This is a genomic window from Bacillus sp. UNC125MFCrub1.1, from assembly GCF_000701305.1.
Lineage (GTDB): Bacteria > Bacillota > Bacilli > Bacillales > Bacillaceae > Bacillus > Bacillus altitudinis.
In genome coordinates, this window is sequence record NZ_JNIG01000009.1 from 71,700 (window position 1) to 93,102 (window position 21,403).

20 protein-coding genes are annotated in these 21,403 nt (G+C 41.1%); 16 read left to right on the forward strand and 4 right to left on the reverse strand.

Annotation, left to right across the window (positions count from 1 at the left end):
- Positions 1-62 precede the first annotated feature (62 nt).
- Positions 63-1,355, forward strand: coding sequence for a sensor histidine kinase (locus tag N521_RS00585; protein WP_035389243.1), 1,293 nt, complete (start codon positions 63-65; stop codon positions 1,353-1,355).
- Here N521_RS00585 and N521_RS19595 read toward each other — a convergent pair whose 3' ends face one another.
- The gene (locus N521_RS19595; protein WP_008345810.1) at positions 1,356-1,532 is read right to left on the reverse strand and encodes a hypothetical protein; all 177 of its coding nucleotides are present in this window, start codon (positions 1,530-1,532) and stop codon (positions 1,356-1,358) included. It lies immediately after the preceding gene.
- 93 nt (positions 1,533-1,625) lie between these two features.
- Here N521_RS19595 and N521_RS00590 point away from each other — a divergent pair, with 93 nt between their 5' ends.
- A complete protein-coding gene (locus tag N521_RS00590; protein WP_025207897.1) occupies positions 1,626-2,018 on the forward strand; it encodes a kinase-associated lipoprotein KapB in 393 nt (130 codons plus the stop codon).
- On the opposite strand, the gene kapD is transcribed toward N521_RS00590, so the two are convergent.
- Positions 2,015-2,632: a 3'-5' exonuclease KapD gene (kapD, locus tag N521_RS00595; RefSeq protein WP_025207898.1), complete on the reverse strand. Its 618-nt coding sequence runs from the start codon at positions 2,630-2,632 to the stop codon at positions 2,015-2,017. The two genes, N521_RS00590 and kapD, sit on opposite strands and share 4 nt — an antisense overlap.
- A 218-nt stretch (positions 2,633-2,850) precedes the next feature.
- On the opposite strand from kapD, the gene N521_RS00600 reads away from it, so the two are divergent.
- From N521_RS00600 to N521_RS00610, 3 genes are all read left to right on the forward strand, one after another.
- Positions 2,851-4,029, forward strand: coding sequence for an MFS transporter (locus N521_RS00600; RefSeq protein WP_220482436.1), 1,179 nt, complete (start codon positions 2,851-2,853; stop codon positions 4,027-4,029).
- A 108-nt stretch (positions 4,030-4,137) separates the two neighbouring features.
- Positions 4,138-6,039 (forward strand): transglycosylase domain-containing protein, encoded by a 1,902-nt coding sequence (locus N521_RS00605; RefSeq protein WP_035389245.1) that lies wholly within the window; start codon positions 4,138-4,140, stop codon positions 6,037-6,039.
- 18 nt (positions 6,040-6,057) lie between these two features.
- Positions 6,058-6,468: a thiol-disulfide oxidoreductase DCC family protein gene (locus N521_RS00610; protein ID WP_035389247.1), complete on the forward strand. Its 411-nt coding sequence runs from the start codon at positions 6,058-6,060 to the stop codon at positions 6,466-6,468.
- Positions 6,469-6,511: 43 nt separating this feature from the next.
- Here the strand turns inward: N521_RS00610 and N521_RS00615 are convergent, their stop codons facing one another.
- On the reverse strand, positions 6,512-7,069 hold the full coding sequence (locus N521_RS00615) for a YufK family protein (protein WP_017367952.1): 558 nt from the start codon (positions 7,067-7,069) through the stop codon (positions 6,512-6,514).
- A gap of 185 nt (positions 7,070-7,254) precedes the next feature.
- Between N521_RS00615 and malK the strand changes: the two genes are divergently transcribed.
- The 7 genes from malK (at position 7,255) to N521_RS00650 (ending at position 16,245) form a co-directional block, all read left to right on the forward strand.
- Positions 7,255-8,856 (forward strand): malate sensor histidine kinase MalK, encoded by a 1,602-nt coding sequence (gene malK, locus N521_RS00620; protein ID WP_008345824.1) that lies wholly within the window; start codon positions 7,255-7,257, stop codon positions 8,854-8,856.
- Positions 8,849-9,556 carry a response regulator gene (locus N521_RS00625; RefSeq protein ID WP_035389249.1) on the forward strand — a complete coding sequence of 236 codons (708 nt, stop codon included), beginning with the start codon at positions 8,849-8,851 and terminating at the stop codon, positions 9,554-9,556. Before malK ends, N521_RS00625 begins: the two co-directional genes overlap by 8 nt.
- A gap of 395 nt (positions 9,557-9,951) precedes the next feature.
- A complete protein-coding gene (locus N521_RS00630; protein WP_035389251.1) occupies positions 9,952-11,034 on the forward strand; it encodes a BMP family lipoprotein in 1,083 nt (360 codons plus the stop codon).
- 159 nt (positions 11,035-11,193) lie between these two features.
- The gene (locus N521_RS00635; RefSeq protein ID WP_024719725.1) at positions 11,194-12,729 is read left to right on the forward strand and encodes an ABC transporter ATP-binding protein; all 1,536 of its coding nucleotides are present in this window, start codon (positions 11,194-11,196) and stop codon (positions 12,727-12,729) included.
- Positions 12,722-13,768, forward strand: a complete 1,047-nt coding sequence (locus tag N521_RS00640; RefSeq protein WP_024719726.1) for an ABC transporter permease — start codon at positions 12,722-12,724, stop codon at positions 13,766-13,768. Before N521_RS00635 ends, N521_RS00640 begins: the two co-directional genes overlap by 8 nt.
- Entirely contained in the window at positions 13,769-14,728 is a 960-nt protein-coding gene (locus N521_RS00645; protein WP_008345835.1) for an ABC transporter permease, read from the forward strand.
- A 179-nt stretch (positions 14,729-14,907) separates the two neighbouring features.
- Positions 14,908-16,245, forward strand: coding sequence for a 2-hydroxycarboxylate transporter family protein (locus N521_RS00650; RefSeq protein ID WP_008345838.1), 1,338 nt, complete (start codon positions 14,908-14,910; stop codon positions 16,243-16,245).
- A gap of 71 nt (positions 16,246-16,316) precedes the next feature.
- On the opposite strand, the gene N521_RS00655 is transcribed toward N521_RS00650, so the two are convergent.
- On the reverse strand, positions 16,317-16,526 hold the full coding sequence (locus N521_RS00655; RefSeq protein WP_035389253.1) for a hypothetical protein: 210 nt from the start codon (positions 16,524-16,526) through the stop codon (positions 16,317-16,319).
- 219 nt (positions 16,527-16,745) lie between these two features.
- On the opposite strand from N521_RS00655, the gene N521_RS00660 reads away from it, so the two are divergent.
- From N521_RS00660 to N521_RS00675, 4 genes are read left to right on the forward strand one after another with little or no spacing between them, the layout of a single operon-like run.
- Positions 16,746-19,157 (forward strand): Na+/H+ antiporter subunit A, encoded by a 2,412-nt coding sequence (locus N521_RS00660; RefSeq protein WP_035389255.1) that lies wholly within the window; start codon positions 16,746-16,748, stop codon positions 19,155-19,157.
- Positions 19,154-19,585: a Na(+)/H(+) antiporter subunit B gene (locus N521_RS00665; RefSeq protein WP_008345843.1), complete on the forward strand. Its 432-nt coding sequence runs from the start codon at positions 19,154-19,156 to the stop codon at positions 19,583-19,585. Before N521_RS00660 ends, N521_RS00665 begins: the two co-directional genes overlap by 4 nt.
- Positions 19,585-19,926 (forward strand): Na(+)/H(+) antiporter subunit C, encoded by a 342-nt coding sequence (locus tag N521_RS00670; protein ID WP_003213576.1) that lies wholly within the window; start codon positions 19,585-19,587, stop codon positions 19,924-19,926. The genes N521_RS00665 and N521_RS00670 overlap by 1 nt, the downstream gene beginning before the upstream one ends.
- On the forward strand, positions 19,919-21,397 hold the full coding sequence (locus N521_RS00675; RefSeq protein WP_019744043.1) for a Na+/H+ antiporter subunit D: 1,479 nt from the start codon (positions 19,919-19,921) through the stop codon (positions 21,395-21,397). Before N521_RS00670 ends, N521_RS00675 begins: the two co-directional genes overlap by 8 nt.
- Positions 21,398-21,403 lie beyond the last annotated feature (6 nt).

Genomic DNA, 21,403 nt, shown 5'->3' on the forward strand with positions numbered 1-21,403 from the left:
TACTTTGTACATGAAATGATATAATGAGAGGAATTACAATTATTTACGAGGAGAGCATTTAAATGGAAATGTTCAAGGATTTTCTGCTCCATGTATCTTTTATTCTATTTCCAATCTTTTTATATCATGCACTATGGCTAAGCCGGACCCCTGCTCATTTCCCTAAAACGAATAAACTGCTCATCACCATATTTGCATCCATTTCATCAGCACTATGTATTATGTATCCAGTTGGTTCGATTTTAGATTTGCAGACTGGGCTTCAATCGATTCCCCTTGTACTGGCTATTTTATACGGGGGATATACCGCCGGAATCGTCGCTATCTTGGTTAGTTCAACCGTAAAGTTCGTGATGTATGGCTCTTTTTTATGGGTTGGATTGATTGTTGTACCGATTTACTTTTTCATTCCTTTCCTGCTTTACCGGAAATGGCGCCAATATTCTAAGCAGAGAAAGCTGTTATACGGAGTCATGATTGCGTTATTAAAAGGGATGTTTATTTACATTGGACTGCTTGTGGTCAGCTTAATAGAGTACAGCCCTGCATTCATTATGCAACAAAAGCTGCTCGAATTATTTTTCTCAACTCTTTACTACATATTCTTCCTTGTGCTGAGTATTTATTCCATTGAGTTTGTGAAAGAGAATGCGCAAATGAGAACACAGCTTGTCCAATCAGAGAAACTGACGATTGTGAGTGAACTTGCAGCAAGCGTCGCCCATGAAGTCCGCAATCCACTGACGGTGGTGAGAGGATTTATCCAACTGCTCTTTTCAAGTGACAATACGAAAGAGCCGTCAACCAATAAAGATTATAAAAATCTCGTTTTATCTGAACTTGACCGTGCGCAGGATATTATTACGAGCTATCTTGATATTGCGAAACAAAATTATTATCAAATTGAGTCTCTCAATTTATCTAAATTACTTGAAGAATGTGCATCGCTGATGACATCCTATGCGAATTTTAAGTCGGTCACGATTCATCAATCGATTGAACCAGACTTATACATCCAAGGTGATGAAACGAAAATCAAACAAGTCATGATCAATTTAATCAAAAATGCAATCGAAGCAGCGCCCGAACACGAAGGTAAAATCGAACTGTTTGCTTCAAAAGAAAATCATCGAATCTGCCTTTATTTTGTTGATAACGGTGTAGGCATGTCAGAAAGCCAAATGAAAAAGCTTGGTGAACCCTATTACACATTGAAAAATAAAGGAACAGGGCTTGGGTTGACAGTGACATTTTCCATCATTGAAAATCATCATGGAACGATTCGTTTCAAAAGCTCATTGCAGTCTGGTACAACAGTCACCGTGAAGTTTCCTGAAGATACAAGAAGAAAATGATCAATCCATTTTTTTTGTCCTTTTTTCATCGATCTGCTCCTGCTTCTTAGAAGCACGAACGATCAGACGAAAGCAAATAAATGCAGCAGCAAAGAAAAGCACCGTCGTGATTGCCGCAGGGATATACTCCCTTTTATCTTCAGGAAAATACAGTAGAAAGAATATGATGAACGACATGTTCCGCTCTTCCCCCTTTTGCTCGTTTACTTCACTATATTGGCTAAAAGAAAGGAAATACCTTCTTATGCGAAGGAAATGGAGGAATTTCATATGACAGACATTCAGATTGGACAAATCGTGAAAGGTTTTTACAAAACAGGTGTTTACATTGGGGAAGTGACAGCCATTAAACCATCTACTTATCTCGTTCAAGTAAAAGCGGTTTTAACACACCCCACTCAAGGTGACCTGCATCATCCAAAAGAAGCGGACGTACCTTTTTTTCAGGAAAGACGGGCTTTGGCCTTTAGGGAACAGACGAACATCCCTCATCATATGGTCAAGCCTTATGATGGCGACATACCTGATTATCAAGTATCACTGAAAGACGCCGTAGATAAATTAAAAAATGGGCTCAGTGCGGATGATTCCAAGTGGGCTGAAAAATCAAGAGCGTGCCTCTCTTCTCTTGAAAAAGATTATTTTCCAGAAGACGCCCGCTAATCTGCCGAATCAAAAAAGTGAGAGAAGTCAATGAGTTCACCAATTTTGGTTGTTTGCGGATTTTCCACATAGGATCGATCTTTTTCAAAAAGGGTGAACAGCTGATAAGTGGTCATGGCATCATCAAGTGCTTTATGATGCTTACCAGCTCCTTCACTGCCGTACTCCTTAGCTGCTTTCCGAAGTCCTGTGAGTGTTCTATCCCCAAAAAAGGTTTTATATTCAAAAGCCAGATCCCTTTGATTCCCCTTAAAAGGAAAACCAATATGATTGAGCATACAGTTTTGCTTCAGTACCTTCATGTCCATATTTCCCCATGTGATAATCTCACAGTCTTCTCCCCCATCGAGTGACACGAGCTTCTCGATAAACGTCTCAAAAGAAATCCCGCTTTCTACATCCTGCTGCGTAATGCCAAGGAACGATTTACAGCGCTTTGTCAGCTTCGGGAACTTTTTCGGTTTGACATAGCTTGAGAATGTGTCTATGATCGTTTCATTTGATGCTTTAACGACACCGGCTTCAATGATTTCCGGGAAAAAATTTTGCGGATGATATTTCCCATCAGGCATCGTAAATTCAAAATCGACCACAAGCAGCGTCTTCTGTTCCATCAGTCTCACCCCACTTTCTCGTCTGTTTTCCATCCTGCTACTATTATATTAAGACGGACTTTGAAATCACTTCATTTTCGTGAAAATAATGCAGATTCACTATGCCCAACCTATTCATCAGATGAAAGATCGTTTATTTTCCTTTATAATTATTAAGGAACACGAAATAAATAAAGAAGGTGGTCTTTATCACAAACAGGAAGAAAAACTTGTACATCATGTGGTTTGTGAACTTTTTTGTATCTGCCAGCATTACAATGATCGTCCCTTTTTTATCACTTTACATAGAGTCTCTTGATAGCAGTTATTCGAATGAATTTGTTCAAAGATGGAGCGGCTATGTCTTTGGGGTTACGTTTTTAACAGCCTTTCTCATTTCTCCAATTTGGGGACGGATTGGTGACCGGCATGGCTATAAAAAGATTTTGCTCATTAACGGCATTGGGATTGCAACAAGCATTTTATTAATGGGGCTTGTTCAAACCGTTTATCAACTATTTGCGTTAAGGCTTTTCATGGGGCTTGTGACAGGCTTTATTTCGACTTCGATGGCACTGATTTCTGCACAGACCGAAAAGGCAACAGCCGGTAAGACCCTTGGTACGATGCAGATGAGTAATGTCGCCGGAGGATTATTCGGTCCATTAATGGGTGGATTTATGGCAGACAGTGTCGGATTCATTTATACATTTTTCTTAACAGCTGCTGTCATATATGTGTCAGCGATTGTCATTATCTTCGGTGTGAAAGAACAGCCGATCCGTTCAAAAGAAGCAAAACGGGTTTCTTACTCACGGAAGGACGTCCTTGTCCATATTTTCAAACAGCCTTTACTTGTCGTCACCATGCTGCTCACATTTATTACGCAAGTCGGGAACTTTAGTATTCAGCCGCTTTTAGCCTTGTACATTCATGATTTACACGGCCCAGTCAATCTTGCCTTTTATGCAGGGCTGGCGTTTTCTGCAACGGGGCTTGGCAATTTGCTGTTTACACGGAAATGGGGAGACCTTGGAGATCGTATTGGTCACGATAAGGTGCTGCTTGCCCTTCTCATCCTCTCCTCCATTTTATTCATCCCGCAAGCGATGGCAGATTCCTACGGGATGTTAGTGATCTTCCGTTTCTTATACGGGATGGCACTAGGCGGCATCATTCCTTGTACGACGGCCTATATTCGCATCAAAGCGCCTGCCTCTATGCAAGGGGAAGTGCTTGGTTACAATGTCAGCTTCCGCTTTCTTGGAAATGTCGTCGGACCCGTCATAGGCGGCATTGTGGCGAGTCATTACGGAATTCCAGCTGTCTTTTATGTCACCGCCGGCATTTTCCTTTTCGGGGCATTATTTTTATGGGCGGTCCGCTCACAATCAAAGACAAAAGAGAGGAGTGTCTGATCCATTATCAGATACTCTTTTCTTCTGTCTAAATGCCTTGTTTACTAGACTTCACGTCTATTCTTTTCTAAAAATAACCTTCTCGTAATCGCAAAAGAATGGTACGATATGGCTAGAAATCCGAAGAAAGTGAGTGACCTCATGTTTCGTGCAATCATTGGTTGGTTATTACTTGCTGCCCTCATCCCATTATTTGTTCTGACTTTTTATCTATCAAAGGAAGAAGCCGCAAGTGTAAAACCTGTTAACGAAGTGCTTGATCAAAAAATCAAGCTGGAAAAGGTAGACTTTTCCCAAAACAGTTATATGTATGATCGAGATGGTTCTCTTATCTCTGAGATCGTATCAAACGATGAGAACCGTGTTTTCGTGAAGTACGATAAAATTCCTGATTCCGTCAAGGAGCTGTTCCTCCGATCAGAGGACCGCAACTTTTATGACCATAAAGGCATTGACTTTATGGGCGTGATTCGTGCCCTTGCCGCAAATGTGAAAAACCATGGCATTAGCCAAGGCGCTAGCACCATCACACAACAGTTATCCCGTAATTTATATTTAAGTCATGAACGTTCATTCAGCCGAAAGTTTACAGAACTGCTCTATTCCTATGAGCTCGAGCGAAAATTTACAAAAGAGGAAATTCTCGAAAGCTATTTAAATACGATTTATTTCAGTAACGGGGTTTACGGTGTCGGTTCTGCGGCTAATTACTATTTTGATAAGCCGCTTAGTTCTTTGACGCTTGCACAGATGGCATTTATTTCTGCGATTCCTAACAACCCTACGCTGTATGACCCATTGAAACAATTCAAACATACAAAGAAACGCCAGGAACGGCTGCTTGGTATTTTAGAAAAAGATGGTGTCATTACTAAGAAGCAATTCAAAAAAGCAGTGAAAGAAAAAATCAGCTTGTCCTTAAGTGAAAAGAAAAATCTTTATCCTGACTATGTGACATATGCCAATGAAGAATTTACCGATCTGGTGTCTGATCAGGAAGGCTTTACAAAACGATTGAAAAAAGCCAAAACAGCTGGCTCAAAAAAAGCAATTCAAAAAGAATTATCAGAAAAGGTCAGTGCATTGCTTCAAGATGGTGTGAAGATTTATACAGCACTAGACCCTTCCTTACAACAAAGAGCGGTTTATCAGCTCAATGCACAATTGCCTTATCAAGGTGTGGAAGGCGGTTCAGCAGTCATTAACCACCAAACCCACCAAATCGTCGCACTTGCTGGCGGGAAGAATTATAAAAAGTTTGATTTCAACTACGCCTATCAAGCGCAAAGACAACCTGGTTCCGCAATTAAGCCGCTGTTAGATTATGGCCCTTATATTGATCAAACCGGTGCCACGGCTTCAAGTAAAATCAGTGCCGCCAAGTTTTGCAGCAGCGGATACTGCCCGCAAAACTATAGTCATAAAACATATGGAACTGTGACACTTGAAACAGCCTTTAAGAACTCTTACAATACACCAGCGATTCGTATGCTTGATACAGTCGGTGTCAAAAAAGGCTTCAGCTATTTAGAAAAGTTCTCATTCGAACATATTGTCGCAGATGATTACCGCCTCCCTTCTGCACTTGGAGGATTTACAAAAGGCTTCTCGCCGCTAGAAATAACCGATGCCTATACCGTGTTTGGCAATCAAGGTGCCTATACGCGAAATCACTCCATTACAAAGGTCACAGACTTAAACGGCAAAACCCTTTACAAGTGGAAAGAGTCGCCGAAGCAAATCTACTCTCAGCGTACAAATGAAACAATGCGCAAGCTGCTTGCCTCTGTTGTGAAAAGTGGAACAGGGAAAAAGGCGAATTTCAATTCTCCTTACATTGGGGGAAAAACAGGGACATCCAATGACTACAAAGACATTTGGTTTGTTGGCCTGACAGATCAATACACAATGGGTGTATGGGTAGGAAGAGATAGAGGAACCGTTGAATCGATTTATAGTTCAAGCCCGCACTTACGTATTTGGAAACAAACTATGCAATACGCTAGATAAACAGGAGGTTTGATTGCGATGCATTCAACACAACCCTCTCACTTCATTTTATTTGACGGTGTCTGCAACGTGTGCAGTGGTGCTGTTCAGTTTATCATCAAGCGCGACCCGAATGAGCGGATGATGTTTGCTTCTTTACAATCAGATACAGGGCAGCGTGTTTTAAAAGAAAACGGCTTGCCTTTAGATGAGTTCAATTCATTCATTTATATTGAAAATGGGACCCTTTATATGAAGTCAACAGGCATCTTAAAAGCCGCACGGCATTTAAAAGGGATATACAGATGGAGCTATTTACTCCTCGCGATCCCTCGTCCAATCCGTGACTGGTTTTATCAGCTCATTGCAAAGAATCGCTATAAATGGTTTGGTCAAAAAACATCCTGTATGATGCCTACACCTGAAATTCAGAAGCGGTTTCTTCCATAAAAAAAGCATCCTCCATCATCGGAGGATGCTTTCTTTCGTCTGATTAAGCTGGCAGACTCGCCATCACACTGTTATAAAGCTTAATAAATAAGTACAAAATGCCGATCAAAAACGTGGCCCAAAACAGCAGATTAAACATCATAAACCCAATTAAATTCAGCATGGAAAGTGATTGATAAATGCGTACCACAACCCAGATAAAATAGACGAGACTTGCTAAAACAAAAAGCCCAACAAGCAAAATGAGCTGCTGCGTCAATAGAAATGCAAGTAAGCTGGCAAACAAATAGACAACCGATGCAATCCGAATTTTCTTTAAGTTCTCCCCTTCAGGGTCCTTTGCAAAAAAGAGCAGCGCCAACTCTAACACCGTATCTGCAATGAGTTTTAAAGCAGATAAAATCATAAAATAAACAAGTGCAAATGCGGCAAATAAAGCAAGACGAATGCCCTGTTCAGAGAAAAATTCCAGCATTCCTTTTAAAATTCCTGCTTGGGTCAAGAAGTCAGTCGTGATACCTACTGTAAAAATAGAAAAGGCAGAGCTGAATAGCAAAATCGAAATCAGCGGAAAATATCCAGTCAAATATGTATTTTTCATAAATAGATCCTTTCTCATAAGCTCATTTTTATTATGGCTCACTTAAAACGGATTGACAAGATGCTTTCCAAGTAAACTGGAATCTAAATCAAATTTGTGATTTTGCACGTACATTCCTTCACAAACTTACATTTTCCCGTTAAAGTATTACTATTACGAAAAAATTGCGCGTTAGGGGTATACTCGTGAAAAAAACTTTAAGACTGCAAACACGGCTGACGATCTTTGTCTGTATTGTTGTCCTGATTTCCCTCTGTATCACATTCTTTACGATCTGGTCAGAAACAGCCAAAAATATTCATCAGCAGGAACGTGATATCGCCCTCTCCACTGCCAAAATGGTCGCAGAGGCTCCGATCACAGCAAAATCATTGGAAAAAGATCAATCATATACAGCACTACGGAAATATACAACCAATGTGCAGCGTATCACCAAAACCGAATTCGTTGTCGTCATGGATATGAACGGTATCCGCAAAACACATCCGAATCCGCAAAAGATTGGGAAGCGATTTGCTGGCGGTGATGAAAAACCGGCATTACAGGGTAAAGAACATATTAGTACCGCATCTGGAACACTTGGCAAGTCCATGCGTGCCTTTGTTCCTGTTTATAACCAAGATGGCAAGCAGCTCGGGGCTGTGGCAGTTGGGATTACATTAAAGGAAATTGATTTAATTATTCATCAAAGCCTGCTCCCCCTCTACTTTGTCACATCGCTTAGCCTTTTATCTGGCATTATCGGCGCACTCATTGTGGCACGTAAAGTAAAGAAGATTATGTTTGGACTAGAGCCAGATGAAATTGCCACCTTATTAAAAGAACGAAGCGCTATGCTAGAGTCAACAAAAGAAGGCATTCTTGCCGTCGATCAGCACGGTAAAATCAAGCTGGCAAATGCAGAAGCTAAACGTCTTTTTCATAATATGGGCATTATGGTTGACCCTAGAGAACAAGATGTACAGGCCCTTCTTCCTTCAAGCGGCTTAAAGCAAGTAATCGAAACACGGAAACCGCTGCTTGATCGCGATGTCAGAATGAACGGACTGGAGCTGGTCTTTAATGAGGTGCCGATTACGGTAAAAGGAGAAATTGTCGGAGCGATCGCAACCTTCCGTGACAAAACAGAAGTCAAACATCTGGCTGAGCAGCTGAGCGGGGTGAAGATGTATGCCAATGCACTTCGTGCCCAGTCACACGAATTTATGAACAAGCTCCATGTCATTTTAGGATTGGTCCAGCTGAAGAACTATGATGACCTTGGCACCTATATTAAAGATATTGCGATTTATCAGCAGACAGAAACAAATGAAATCATCAACCATGTGAAAAACTCAGTCTTAGCCGGGTTTTTACTAGGAAAACAAAGCTACATCAGAGAACAAGGCGCAGCTTTAGAAGTCAATTGCAGTACACAGGTACCAAACTCGGAGGACCCAGCAGTCACACATGACCTTATTACGGTCATCGGTAATCTGTTAAATAACGCACTCGATGCCGTTTCCCATACAGAGAACAAAAATATTTCCATCTCATTCAGATATGTCCAAGAGCAGCTTCATATTGAAATTACAGACACAGGTGTCGGTCTGACAAAAGAAGAACAGGACATTATGTTTGATCAAGGCTTTTCAACAAAAGGAGAAGACAGAGGTTTTGGCCTTTACTTTGTTGACCAAAGCATCAAAAAACTGAACGGACATATGATCGTCACAAGCGAAAAAGGAGAAGGAACGACCTTTAGTCTCCGTATTCCATATAAACAAAAGGAGGATTCACATGATTAATGTGTTGATCGTAGAAGATGACCCAATGGTCGGGGAGCTGAATAAACGCTACTTGACCCAAATAGAAGGATTTGAATTAAAAGGGATTGCCACCTCATTTCAAAAGGCACTAGACATCTTAAAATCAGAAATCATTCACCTTGTATTGCTTGATATTTATATGCCTGGACAAAATGGGCTCGCCCTATTATCAGAAATTCGTGAGCAAAAGCATTCCGTTGACGTCATCGTCATTTCAGCTGCAAATGAAGTGGATGTCGTACAGCAAACGATGCGAAACGGAGCTGTCGACTATTTAATCAAACCTTTTGAGTTTGAACGCTTCCAATCAGCACTGGCAGAATATAAAAGAAAACATGCCCTATACCAAACGATGAACAGCATCTCTCAAAATGATTTAGACGCGAAGCTGTTTCATAAAAAAGCAGAGGCGGAAAAAGTCCTGCTGCCAAAAGGCTTAACGAAGAGCACACTCAAACTCATCTGGACAAGCATTCAATCATTCGGTCAGCAGGCTTTCACGACCGAAGACCTAGCCAATCATACTGAAATCTCCCAAGTTTCGATTAGAAAATATTTGAAATTTCTTGAGGATATCGAAGTGGTTGATGTAGAGATGGCATACGGGACAATCGGCCGCCCTGTTTTCCAATATAAACTGAATACAAGCAACATGAATTTGATTCAGCAATATCTTTAATTTGGCACATCTGACCTTTCACAAAGGCCAGATGTTTTTTTATGGCATACGATGTCACAAACCCCTTGATATCAGTGATTCCACTGTAGTAGAGCACATCATAAAAGCGGCATTATATCATATTTCAGCACATAAAAAGACATCGAATTTAGCCTTTTAACATTTTTTTAAAAATAAAACAAATTTCTATTTATTTATTCGATGGGAAATGATAAATTATGATTGATTAGTTCAACGAGATATAAGTCTGATGTCTTACATCTTCTCTCCTGTTTCCATCAATTTTAAAAGAATGCAGGATAAAATACCCTTTTCACAAGGATAGGAGAAGGCAAGAGTCGGTCTTTTTTCGCGAGACTTTTCTGAAACTTTTAAATTTTATAGGGGGTTATGTTTTGAAGAAGCGCAAAATTGGACTTGCATTGTCCTTAGTCGTAGCAGCAGGAACCATCCTTGGAGCATGCGGCAACTCTGGCTCAAACAGCGGTGAAAACAAAAAAGATAAAGATCAATTCACTGTTGCAATGGTAACTGATGTCGGTGGTGTCGATGACAAATCGTTTAACCAATCTGCTTGGGAAGGTTTACAAGCATTTGGGAAAGACAACAATTTAACAAAAGGTAAAAACGGCTTTGATTACTTACAATCTAAATCAGACGCTGACTATACAACAAACTTAAACACACTTGCTCGTGAGAAATTTGATTTGATTTACGGAATTGGTTTCTTAATGCAAGATTCTATTACTGAAATTGCGAATCAACGTAAGAAAAACCACTTTGCCATCGTTGATGCAGTTGTAAAAAAAGACAACGTAGCAAGCATTACATTTAACGAAAACGAAGGTTCATTCCTTGTAGGTGTTGCAGCGGCTCTTTCTACAAAATCAAACAAAATTGGTTTTGTTGGCGGCGTTGATTCTGAATTAATCAGAAAATTCGAAGTTGGTTTCCGTGCAGGCGTTGAAGCAGCTAATCCAAAAGCAAAAGTTGAAGTGAAATATGCTGGTGCATTCGATAAAGCAGACATCGGTAAAGCAACAGCTGAAAGTATGTACAAATCTGGCGTTGACGTCATTTACCACGCAGCAGGCGGAACTGGAACTGGTGTCTTCACAGAAGCGAAAAACCTGAAAAAAGCTGATCCTGACCGCAAAGTGTGGGTCATTGGTGTCGATAAAGACCAGTATGACGAAGGTAAAGTACCTGGAACAAAACAAAGTGTCACTCTTACTTCTATGATTAAGAAAGTAGACACAGCGGTACAAGACTTAACAACAAAAGCAAAAGAAGGTAAATTCCCTGGTGGCGAAGTCATCACGTACGGTCTGAAAGAAGGCGGCGTTGACATCTCTCCATCTCAAGAGAATCTTGATAAAGATGTATTGAAGAAAATCGAAGAATGGAAACAAAAAATCATCAAGGGTGAAGTGAAAATCCCTGCAACACGTGATGAACTAAAAGATTTTAAAGCTTAATTTGTGCATCGGGATAAGCGCGTCTTATCCCCTTGCCTCTCCTTTACCTCCTCTTTATTCGTAAAAGGTGGTAAAAGAAAAGCTGCAGCCTTGTTTTGCAGCTTTTCTTTTGCTAGTTTTTATCTTCATCAGCACCCTAAAAAAGGAGCGGTTAAACCTGTGGATTATGTCATTGAAATGTTGAATATACGCAAAGAATTCCCTGGCATTGTAGCAAATGATAACATTACGCTACAGCTAAAAAAGGGCGAAATTCATGCGCTGCTTGGTGAAAACGGCGCTGGAAAATCAACGCTTATGAACGTGCTTTTCGGACTTTATCAGCCTGAAAAAGGTGAAATCAAGGTACACGGAAAACCGGTTACAATCTCAAGTCCAAATGATGCAAGTGATTTAGGCATTGGAATGGTCCATCAGCATTTTATGCTAGTTGATACATTTACTGTGGCTGAAAACATCATTTTAGGAAAAGAGCCAAAGAAATTTGGAAAGATTGACAAAGAACAAGCCATTCAGCAAGTGCAGGAACTTTCTGACCGTTATGGACTGAAAATAGACCCTGCCGCTAAAGTATCTGACATCTCAGTCGGTATGCAGCAGCGAGCAGAAATCTTAAAAACACTATACCGCGGCGCTGACATCTTGATCTTCGACGAACCAACAGCCGTCTTAACACCTCAAGAAATAAAAGAACTCATACAAATTATGAAAAACTTAATCAATGAAGGCAAATCCATTATTTTAATTACCCACAAGCTAAAAGAAATTATGGATGCCTGTCATCGCGTGACCATTATCCGAAAAGGGCAAGGTATTCGTACACTTGATGTGGAACACACAAACAAAGACGAGCTTGCCAGCTTAATGGTCGGCCGCGAAGTCTCATTTAAAACAGACAAAAAAGCAGCCTCCCCTGCTGAAGAAGTCTTGCAAATTCAAGATCTCACTGTCAAAGATGCGCGAGGAATTGAAGCTGTGAAACAGCTCAATTTATCAGTGAAAGCTGGTGAGATTGTCGGAATTGCGGGTGTAGACGGAAATGGTCAATCTGAATTAATTGAAGCCATTACAGGTCTGAAAAAATCCGAATCTGGCACGATCATGCTAAACGGGAAAGCCATTCAAAATCTCCCGCCTCGTAAGGTCACAGAATCTGGTATCGGTCATATTCCTCAAGACCGTCATAAGCACGGACTTGTCCTTGACTTTTCAATTGGAGAAAATATTTCCTTACAAACGTATTATCAGCGTCCATATTCGAAGTTTGGCTTGATGAATATGAAAAATATTTATCAAAAAGCAAAACAAATCATTGCTGAATACGACGTACGGACGCCTAGTGAATATACAGAAGCACGTGCGCTCTCAGGCGGTAACCAGCAAAAAGCCATTATTGGCCGTGAAGTGGACCGAAATCCTGATTTATTAATTGCCGCACAGCCGACACGTGGACTTGATGTCGGAGCCATTGAGTTTGTTCATAAACGTCTGATTGAACAAAGGGATTCAGGCAAAGCTGTTCTGCTCATCTCCTTTGAGCTTGATGAAATTATCAATGTCAGTGATAAGATTGCTGTTATTTTCGAAGGCAGCATTATTGCCATTGTTGATCCAAAAGAAACAACAGAGCAAGAACTCGGTCTGTTAATGGCTGGAAGTACGCAACAGGAAGTGGGGAAAGAAGCAAATGTCTAATCGCTTAACAAATCTGCTGATTCCGCTTATAGCCATTGTACTTGGTCTTTTCGTTGGGGCCATCATTATGCTGGCAAGCGGTTATAGTGTCATCGAAGGTTATAGCGCCCTTTGGAATGGCGTCTTCGGTGAAACCTATTATATGGGAGAAACCATCCGACAAGTCACGCCTTATATTTTATCAGGACTTGCTGTTGCCTTTGCCTTTCGGACAGGCCTCTTTAATATCGGGGTAGAAGGTCAAATGCTGATTGGCTGGGTAGCTGCTGTATGGATCGGCACAACTGTCCATGCACCTATGTATATACATCTGCCTCTTGCACTGATCACAGCAGCAGTTGCTGGTGCATTATGGGGCTTTATTCCCGGATTTTTAAAAGCTCGTTTTTACGTACATGAAGTCATTGTCACCATCATGATGAACTACATTGCCCTTCATGTCACAAATTATTTGATTTCAAATGTCTTAACAAACAATAAAGATAAAACAGAAAAAATTGATGCAACAGCTTCCCTTCGATCTGGTTTTTTTGAGCAGATCACTGATTTCTCAAGAATGCATAATGGGATTTTTGTTGCCATTATTGCGGCTGTTGTCATGTGGGTTATTATCCAGAAAACCTCTAAAGGGTTTGAATTACGCGCAGTTGGGATGAACCAGCAGGCCTCTCATTATGCTGGAATGAACGTTCGACGCAACATCATTTATGCGATGCTCATTTCTGGTGCCTTTGCAGGTCTTGCAGGTGCGATGGAAGGACTCGGAACATTTGAATATGCTTCGATTAAAGGATCATTCACTGGCGTTGGTTTTGACGGAATCGCTGTTGCCTTATTAGGCGGAAATACAGCTATTGGTGTCGTCTTAGCGGCATTATTGCTTGGTGGATTGAAAGTCGGTGCTTTAAACATGCCGCTTGAATCTGGCGTACCGACTGAGGTCGTTGATATTGTGATTGCGATCATTATTCTTTTCGTTGCCTCAAGCTATATCATCCGTCTTGTCATTCAACAATTGAAGAAAAAGGGGGGAAAATAAGTGGGATTTCTGCAAATTCTTGAAATCATCGTCCCGGCTACACTTGTATATGCTGCACCACTTATTTTAACCGCTCTTGGAGGCGTCTTTTCAGAAAGATCAGGTGTCGTCAATATCGGTCTTGAAGGTTTGATGGTCGTCGGAGCATTTTCTAGTATTATCTTTAACTTAATGTTTGCTGATACGTTTGGTGCCTTGACCCCGTGGCTCGGTCTACTTGTTGGTATGGCCATTGGCGGCGTGTTCTCACTCATTCACGCTGTTGCCACTATTACGTTCAGAGCAGATCAAACGGTCAGTGGTGTTGCGATTAACATGCTTGCCCTTGGTGCTACGCTTTTTGTTGTCAAACTGATTTATGGAAAAGCACAAACGGATAAAATTACAGAACCTTTCTATAAAGGAGATATTCCCCTTTTAAGTGACATTCCGATCATTGGTGATATTTTCTTTAAAGATGTGTATTATACGTCCATTCTCGCATTGGTTCTTGCGGTTGTCGCTTGGTTTGTTTTATTTAAAATGCCGTTTGGCTTACGACTTCGTGCAGTCGGAGAGCATCCAATGGCAGCTGATACAATGGGAATCAAGGTATACCGAATGCGCTATATCGGCGTCTTCATTAGTGGTCTATTTGGCGGTCTTGGCGGAGCTGTGTATGCATCGACCATCGCTCTTGATTTCTCACACGCCACCATTACAGGACAAGGCTTCATTGCGTTAGCCGCCCTTGTTTTCGGGAAATGGCACCCATTTGGCGCTATGGGCGCTGCTTTATTCTTTGGATTTGCACAAAGCTTAAGCATCATTGGCTCTCTGCTTCCGCTGTTTCAAGATATCCCGAACGTGTACATGCTCATTGCACCATATGTGCTGACGATCCTAGCTCTTACTGGCTTCATTGGACGAGCAGACGCACCAAAAGCACTTGGTACTCCTTATTTAAAAGGAAAACGATAAATAAATACCATGTATGATCAATCCCCTGAAGGACAAACTATCTTCAGGGGATTTTTGTATGATAAAAACGACAAAACCCCCGTTTATTTTACTTTTATTACACTTAATTTAGTTTAATAAATAGATGAGTGTCACAGAATCTTCTACAATTGAGACAAATAGCATTTGGGGGTGTTTATGTGGCTAATACACAACAATTGAAATCGATTACAAACGATTCTGACAATAATAAAAGCGTTTTCCGAAAAATTCTTTCTTGGAAAATTGGTGTTATTGATCTACCTGTGTATATAGTACTTGCAGCGATTATTTTAACTGCCGCTTATTTTAATAAAATTCCAGCAAATATGCTTGGTGGTTTCGCTGTTATTATGATTTTGGGGATTTTCCTAGGAGATGTAGGACAACGTATTCCAATCTTAAAAGATATTGGTGGACCGGCGATTCTTTCTTTATTCGTACCATCGTTCCTGGTTTTTTTTCATGTTCTGAATCCAAACTCGTTGGAAGCGGTTACGTCTCTGATGAAAACGTCGAACTTCCTATACTTCTATATATCTGCTCTTGTAGTAGGTAGTATTCTTGGGATGCAACGAACTGTTTTAGTACAGGGCCTTATTCGTATGTTTGTTCCTCTTGTTGCAGGTACAATTACAGCTGTGGCTGCTGGAATTCTAGTGGGTCTTTTAGTTGGTTACACACCGCATCATTCGTTCTTCTTTATCATTGTACCGATTATTGCCGGTGGTGTCGGTGAAGGAATATTGCCATTATCAATTGCTTATTCACAAATTCTTGGTGTATCAGCAGAGTCATTAATTTCTCAATTGATTCCGGCTGCTGTTATTGGGAACGTCATTGCCATCATTTGTGCTGGCGCAATGAAAAAGCTTGGTGAAAAACGTCCTGAACTAAACGGGAATGGACGACTTGTTAAATCAAAAGAAGCAAATGAAATCTTTGAACAGCCTGAAATGGATACTAAAGTTGACTTCAGCTTAATGGGTGCAGGTGTGCTTGTTGCATGTACAACTTTTATCTTTGGCGGCTTATTAGAAAGTTTTGTTCATATTCCAGGTCCAATCTTAATGATTGTTCTTGCTGCATTAATCAAATACTTAAACGTGATGCCTCAGCATTTGCAAAACGGCTCACAGCAGTTCTACAAGTTTGTATCGAAAAGCTTTACATGGCCTCTAATGGTTGGTTTAGGAATTCTATACATTCCACTTGATGATGTGGCCACTGTTATTTCTATTCCTTTCGTATGTGTATGTATTGCTGTTGTTCTAGGCATGGTTGGTTCTGGTTACTTTGTTGGTAAATTCATGAACATGTATCCAGTTGAATCTGCAATTGTGACTGGCTGTCACAGTGGATTAGGCGGTACTGGTGACGTTGCAATTCTTTCAGCTTCTGGAAGAATGGGCCTTATGCCTTTCGCTCAAGTCTCTACACGTCTTGGCGGAGCAGCAACCGTTATTTGCGCAACAATCTTACTCAGAATGTTTACTTAAAAAAGAAACAAAAAGCATGTCCCTTACGAAAAGGACATGCTTTTTTTATATTTCTTTTCTCCCATACATCCTCATTCATCAGCTAATACAATTCGTAAATATTCCCGAGGCTGAAAAGGATACTGTTTCGCCTGAGGATAGGTCATATGGAGGAGTTGTTCGGAAAATAGCGGCCATTCACTCCCGGCCTGCCACCTTTTTTGATCATTTCGTTCAATCAAGAATGCTCCTCCTAAAATCGTGCAGAATATGCTTAAGCTGATGGTGATCTTTCGTTTCATTTGATCAGCTCCTTTAAGAAAAGCATGTACGAAATACAAAACAATATACAACGAGTTTCATTTTTGATAAAATATTTTTTGTGGTCAAAAGAACTCAAAATAAATTCAATTTGCCGTAAATCAGTTCAAACCAATGCACTATGTCTGTATTTACGCTATAATTTTAATTACCAGTTCTTTAGAACGTGAATTTATATTGATCAAAGGAGGTTCATTTTCTTGCAGCTTATTCACTTCGCCATCCTATCACCTTTTTTACTTGCCTTTGTCGTCCCTTTTCTCTTTAAATACGTAAGGCGTATACATACAGGATGGTTTGTTCTCATCTTGCCTATTCTTTTATTTACCTATTTCATCCAAATGCTCCAGATCACCTCGAATGGACGAACGTTGTTCTCACAAGCTGAATGGATTCCCTCTCTAGGGATGAATTTCACTGTGTATGTAGATGGTCTCAGCCTGTTATTTGCTTTACTCATCACAGGTATTGGTGCACTTGTGGTACTGTACAGTATTTTCTACTTATCAAAGGAAAAAGAACAGCTTGGCTCTTTCTATACGTATTTATTAATGTTTATGACCGCTATGCTTGGTGTTGTCCTCTCTGACAACATGGTCGTACTTTATTTGTTCTGGGAGCTAACAAGTATCTCTTCCTTCCTCTTAATTGGGTATTGGTATAAGCGTGAGCGTTCCCGTTACGGAGCAACCAAATCACTGCTTATTACTGTGTTTGGCGGATTGGCTATGCTTGGCGGCTTCATCCTCATTTACCTGATCACTGATTCATTCAGTATTCGCGAAGCAGTCAATCAGCTTCAGCTCATTATGGCATCACCTTATTTCATCCCTGCGATGGTTCTCATTTTACTAGGGGCCTTCACAAAATCAGCGCAGTTCCCATTTTATATTTGGCTGCCTGATGCTATGGAAGCACCAACCCCTGTAAGCAGTTATCTGCATTCTGCTACTATGGTCAAAGCCGGTATTTATCTGGTTGCCCGCTTTAGTCCGATTTTTGCTATATCAGAGGTGTGGTTTTGGACCATTTCGATTGTCGGACTTATCACACTATTCTGGGGATCTTTCCACGCCGTTCGGCAAAATGATTTGAAAGCCATTCTGGCCTTCTCGACAGTGAGTCAACTCGGTATGATTATGCTCATGCTAGGAGTAGGCGCAGCTGCCATTCATGAAAACAACCCTGCCTTTTTTGGCGCAGCCGTTCTTGCTGCTATTTTTCATCTCATTAACCACGCGACCTTTAAAGGTAGTCTCTTTATGGCAGCAGGGATTATCGATCACGAAACAGGTACACGTGATATTCGCAAATTAGGTGGATTAATGACCATCATGCCAATTACCTTTACAATTACGTTAATTGGTACATTCTCGATGGCTGGACTCCCGCCTTTTAATGGATTTTTAAGTAAAGAGCTATTTTTCACAAGTATGATTCGGATTTCTGACATCAGCTTTACGGATGTTTCAACATGGGGGGCTGTCTTCCCTGCTATCGCTTGGCTCGCTAGTGTGTTTACGTTCATCTACAGTATGATGATCGTCTTCAAAACATTTAGAGGCCGTCTGAATGTCGATCAATTGGAGAAAAAACCGCATGAAGCACCGATTGGTATGCTGATCCCGCCAATTATTTTAGCTGCACTTGTGGTCACGTTCTTCTTTTTCCCTAATATTCTTGCCTATTCTGTCATTGAACCTGCCATTCAAGCGATCATTCCAGAAGCCATTCAAACAGGAAGCCGCTTTGCCGTAAAAATTGAAGCGTGGCATGGATTCCAGCCAGAGCTTTACATGACAATTGGTGTAGTTGCGCTCGGTACCATTGGCTATTTAACGCTGTCAAAATGGCGCCCAATGTACAACATATTTAAGGAAAAATGGTCATTTAACGCTTTGTATGATCGTTCGCTTATAGGTGTAGAAAAAGGGGCTTACCGCCTAACAAACAGCTATATGACAGGATTCCTTCGTGACTATCTTGTCTATGTATTTGGGTTTATGATTATCGTGCTTGGCAGCGTGATGTTCTACAAGCAAGCCTTCTCATTTCAAACTGAGCACGCTGCATCAATCGGCACGTACGAAGTCATCCTTTCACTTGTGATGGTCGCAGCGACAGTCACGACTGTATTTGCTCGTTCACGCTTAACAGCTATTATTGCGCTAGGTGTTATGGGCTACACGCTGTCACTATTCTTCGTGATTTTCAGAGCACCTGACCTTGCGCTGACACAGCTCATTATTGAAACCATTTCTGTCGCGCTGTTTTTACTTTGCTTCTATCATTTGCCAAAGCTGAGTCTGAAGCAAAAAACACGAAGATTTAAATTAACAAATTTGATCATCTCATTAGGTGTTGGAGTAGTTGTCACCTGTCTTGCTTTCGCTTCAACAAGCCAGCAGTCTCTTGACACAATTTCAACGTACTTCATTGAAAACAGCTACAAACTGGCTGGCGGAGACAATATTGTCAATGTCATTCTTGTCGATTTCAGGGGCTTTGATACACTCTTTGAGATTACAGTGCTGGCCATTGCGGCACTCGGTATTTATGGATTATTGAAGGTAAAAGCACAAGGAAAACGGAAGAGAGGCGTACGGCGATGAGAAAGATTGATACGAATGATATGCTCTTACAAGTCACTACTAAAATTACAGCATTCATCATCTTGCTTTTCTCACTTCACCTATTTCTTGCAGGACATAACAATCCTGGCGGAGGATTCATTGGCGGTTTGATGAGTGCTGGTGCTGTCGTTCTTCTGCTTTTAGCCTACGACCTTAAAACAGTCAGACGCATTTTACCATTTGACTTTATATATGTGGCTGGTGTCGGTTTGCTCGTTGCCATCCTAACAGGTATGGGATCTTTTCTGTTCGGAGCACCTTTCCTATCCCATGCATTCGATTATTTCCAACTGCCGTTTCTAGGGAAAACAGAACTGGCGACAGCGGTCCTGTTTGATATCGGTGTGTATTTAGTTGTTGTTGGTGTCACCATGACCATTATTCAAACGATTGGAGAGAAGGAATAATGGAATTTCTAATGTCTATTATCGTCGGAATCATTTTTATGGCAGCGACCTATTTAATGCTTTCAAAAAGCCTTCTGCGGGTCATCGTCGGTACTGCCGTTTTAAGTCACGGCGTCCATTTGCTTCTATTAACAATGGGCGGCTTAAAAAAGGGAGCACCTCCTATTTTGAAAGAGGGGCTCACATCCTATGTAGATCCATTGCCACAAGCATTAATTTTAACAGCCATTGTCATTGCTTTTGGTGTAACATCCTTTTTGCTGGTGATGGCCTTCCGTGCCTTCCAAGAGCTGAGAACAGATGACATGGATCAAATGAGAGGAAATGATCAGCATGAATAATCTCGTGATCCTGCCTATATTAATTCCATTACTAGCTGCTACATTATTGATCTTTATGAATAAAAACACCATGCTGTCGAGAGGCTTTAGTGTGTTTGCATCTCTTTTAGCCATTATCTGTAATGTCTATTTGGTCCAAACGATTTTCACAAACGGCATACAAACCCTTTATTTGGGCGGCTGGAAAGCACCGTTTGGCATTGCCCTTGTGGCCGATCAGTTTGCTGCGCTTCTTGTGCTGACCGCTTCCATTGTTGGACTTGTCACAGTTCTTTTTTCCTTTCAAACGATTGGGAAAGAAAGAGAGCGGCTTTTCTATTATTCTGGTGTCCAATTCTTGTTAGCTGGCGTCAGTGGTGCCTTTTTAACGGGAGATATTTTCAACCTGTTTGTCTTCTTTGAATTGTTGCTGATGGCATCTTATATGCTCATTGTTCTGGGTGGTTCAAAGCCCCAGCTTCGTGAATCACTGAAATACATTGTGTTTAATATTATCTCATCGGCATTATTTATTGTTGGCGTAGCGTGTTTATATGCAGTCACAGGCACACTGAACATGGCTGATTTAAGTGTGAAAATAGCTGAATCTGGGCAAACAGGGTTAATCACCGTGATTGCCATTCTGTTCCTGATTGTATTTGGCTTAAAAGCTGGGGTCTTCCCGCTTTATTTCTGGCTGCCAGGGTCTTATCATGCACCGCCGGCAGCGATTTCAGCTTTGTTTGGCGCACTGCTGACAAAGGTCGGGCTATATGCGATTGCCAGGGTCTTTACGCTCATCTTTATACATGATACAGGTTTTACACATACAATTATGGCCTGGCTAGCCGCTCTAACGGTTATATTCGGTGTCATTGGCTCTATCGCCTATTCTGATGTGCAAAAAATTGTGATTTATAACATTGTCACAGCTGTTGGTGTCATTTTGTTTGGGATTGCGGCCAATACACCGGCATCACTTCAAGGCGCCATTTATTACCTCATTCACGATATGGTGATCAAAGGAGCTCTATTTATGCTCGCAGGGGCACTGTTTGTGTATGCTGGAACCAATCATCTGAAAAAAATGGGTGGGCTGATTCAATCCCAGCCTCTACTCGGCTGGATGTTCTTCATATCGGCTTTATCACTTGCGGGTATTCCTCCGCTAAGTGGATTTGTTGGCAAGCTGAAAATTGTTGAAGGTGGGTTTTCTGCTGGGTACATGACGTTCTCTATCCTTGTTTTACTGTCCAGTCTTCTTGTCCTTTATTCTGTTATGAGGATTTTCATGCTCGCGTTTTGGGGAGAGGAACAGGATATGCGAAGAAGAAAGCCATCCATTAGAGGAATGGTGTATCCTGGGGTACTGCTTGTTATCTTATCGCTTGCGATTGGATTAGGCACAGAATTCATTGCACCTTATATCAATCAAGCTGCGGAAATGCTATCAACACCAGAAAAATATATTCAAGCTGTGCTGAAGGAGTAGATGAAC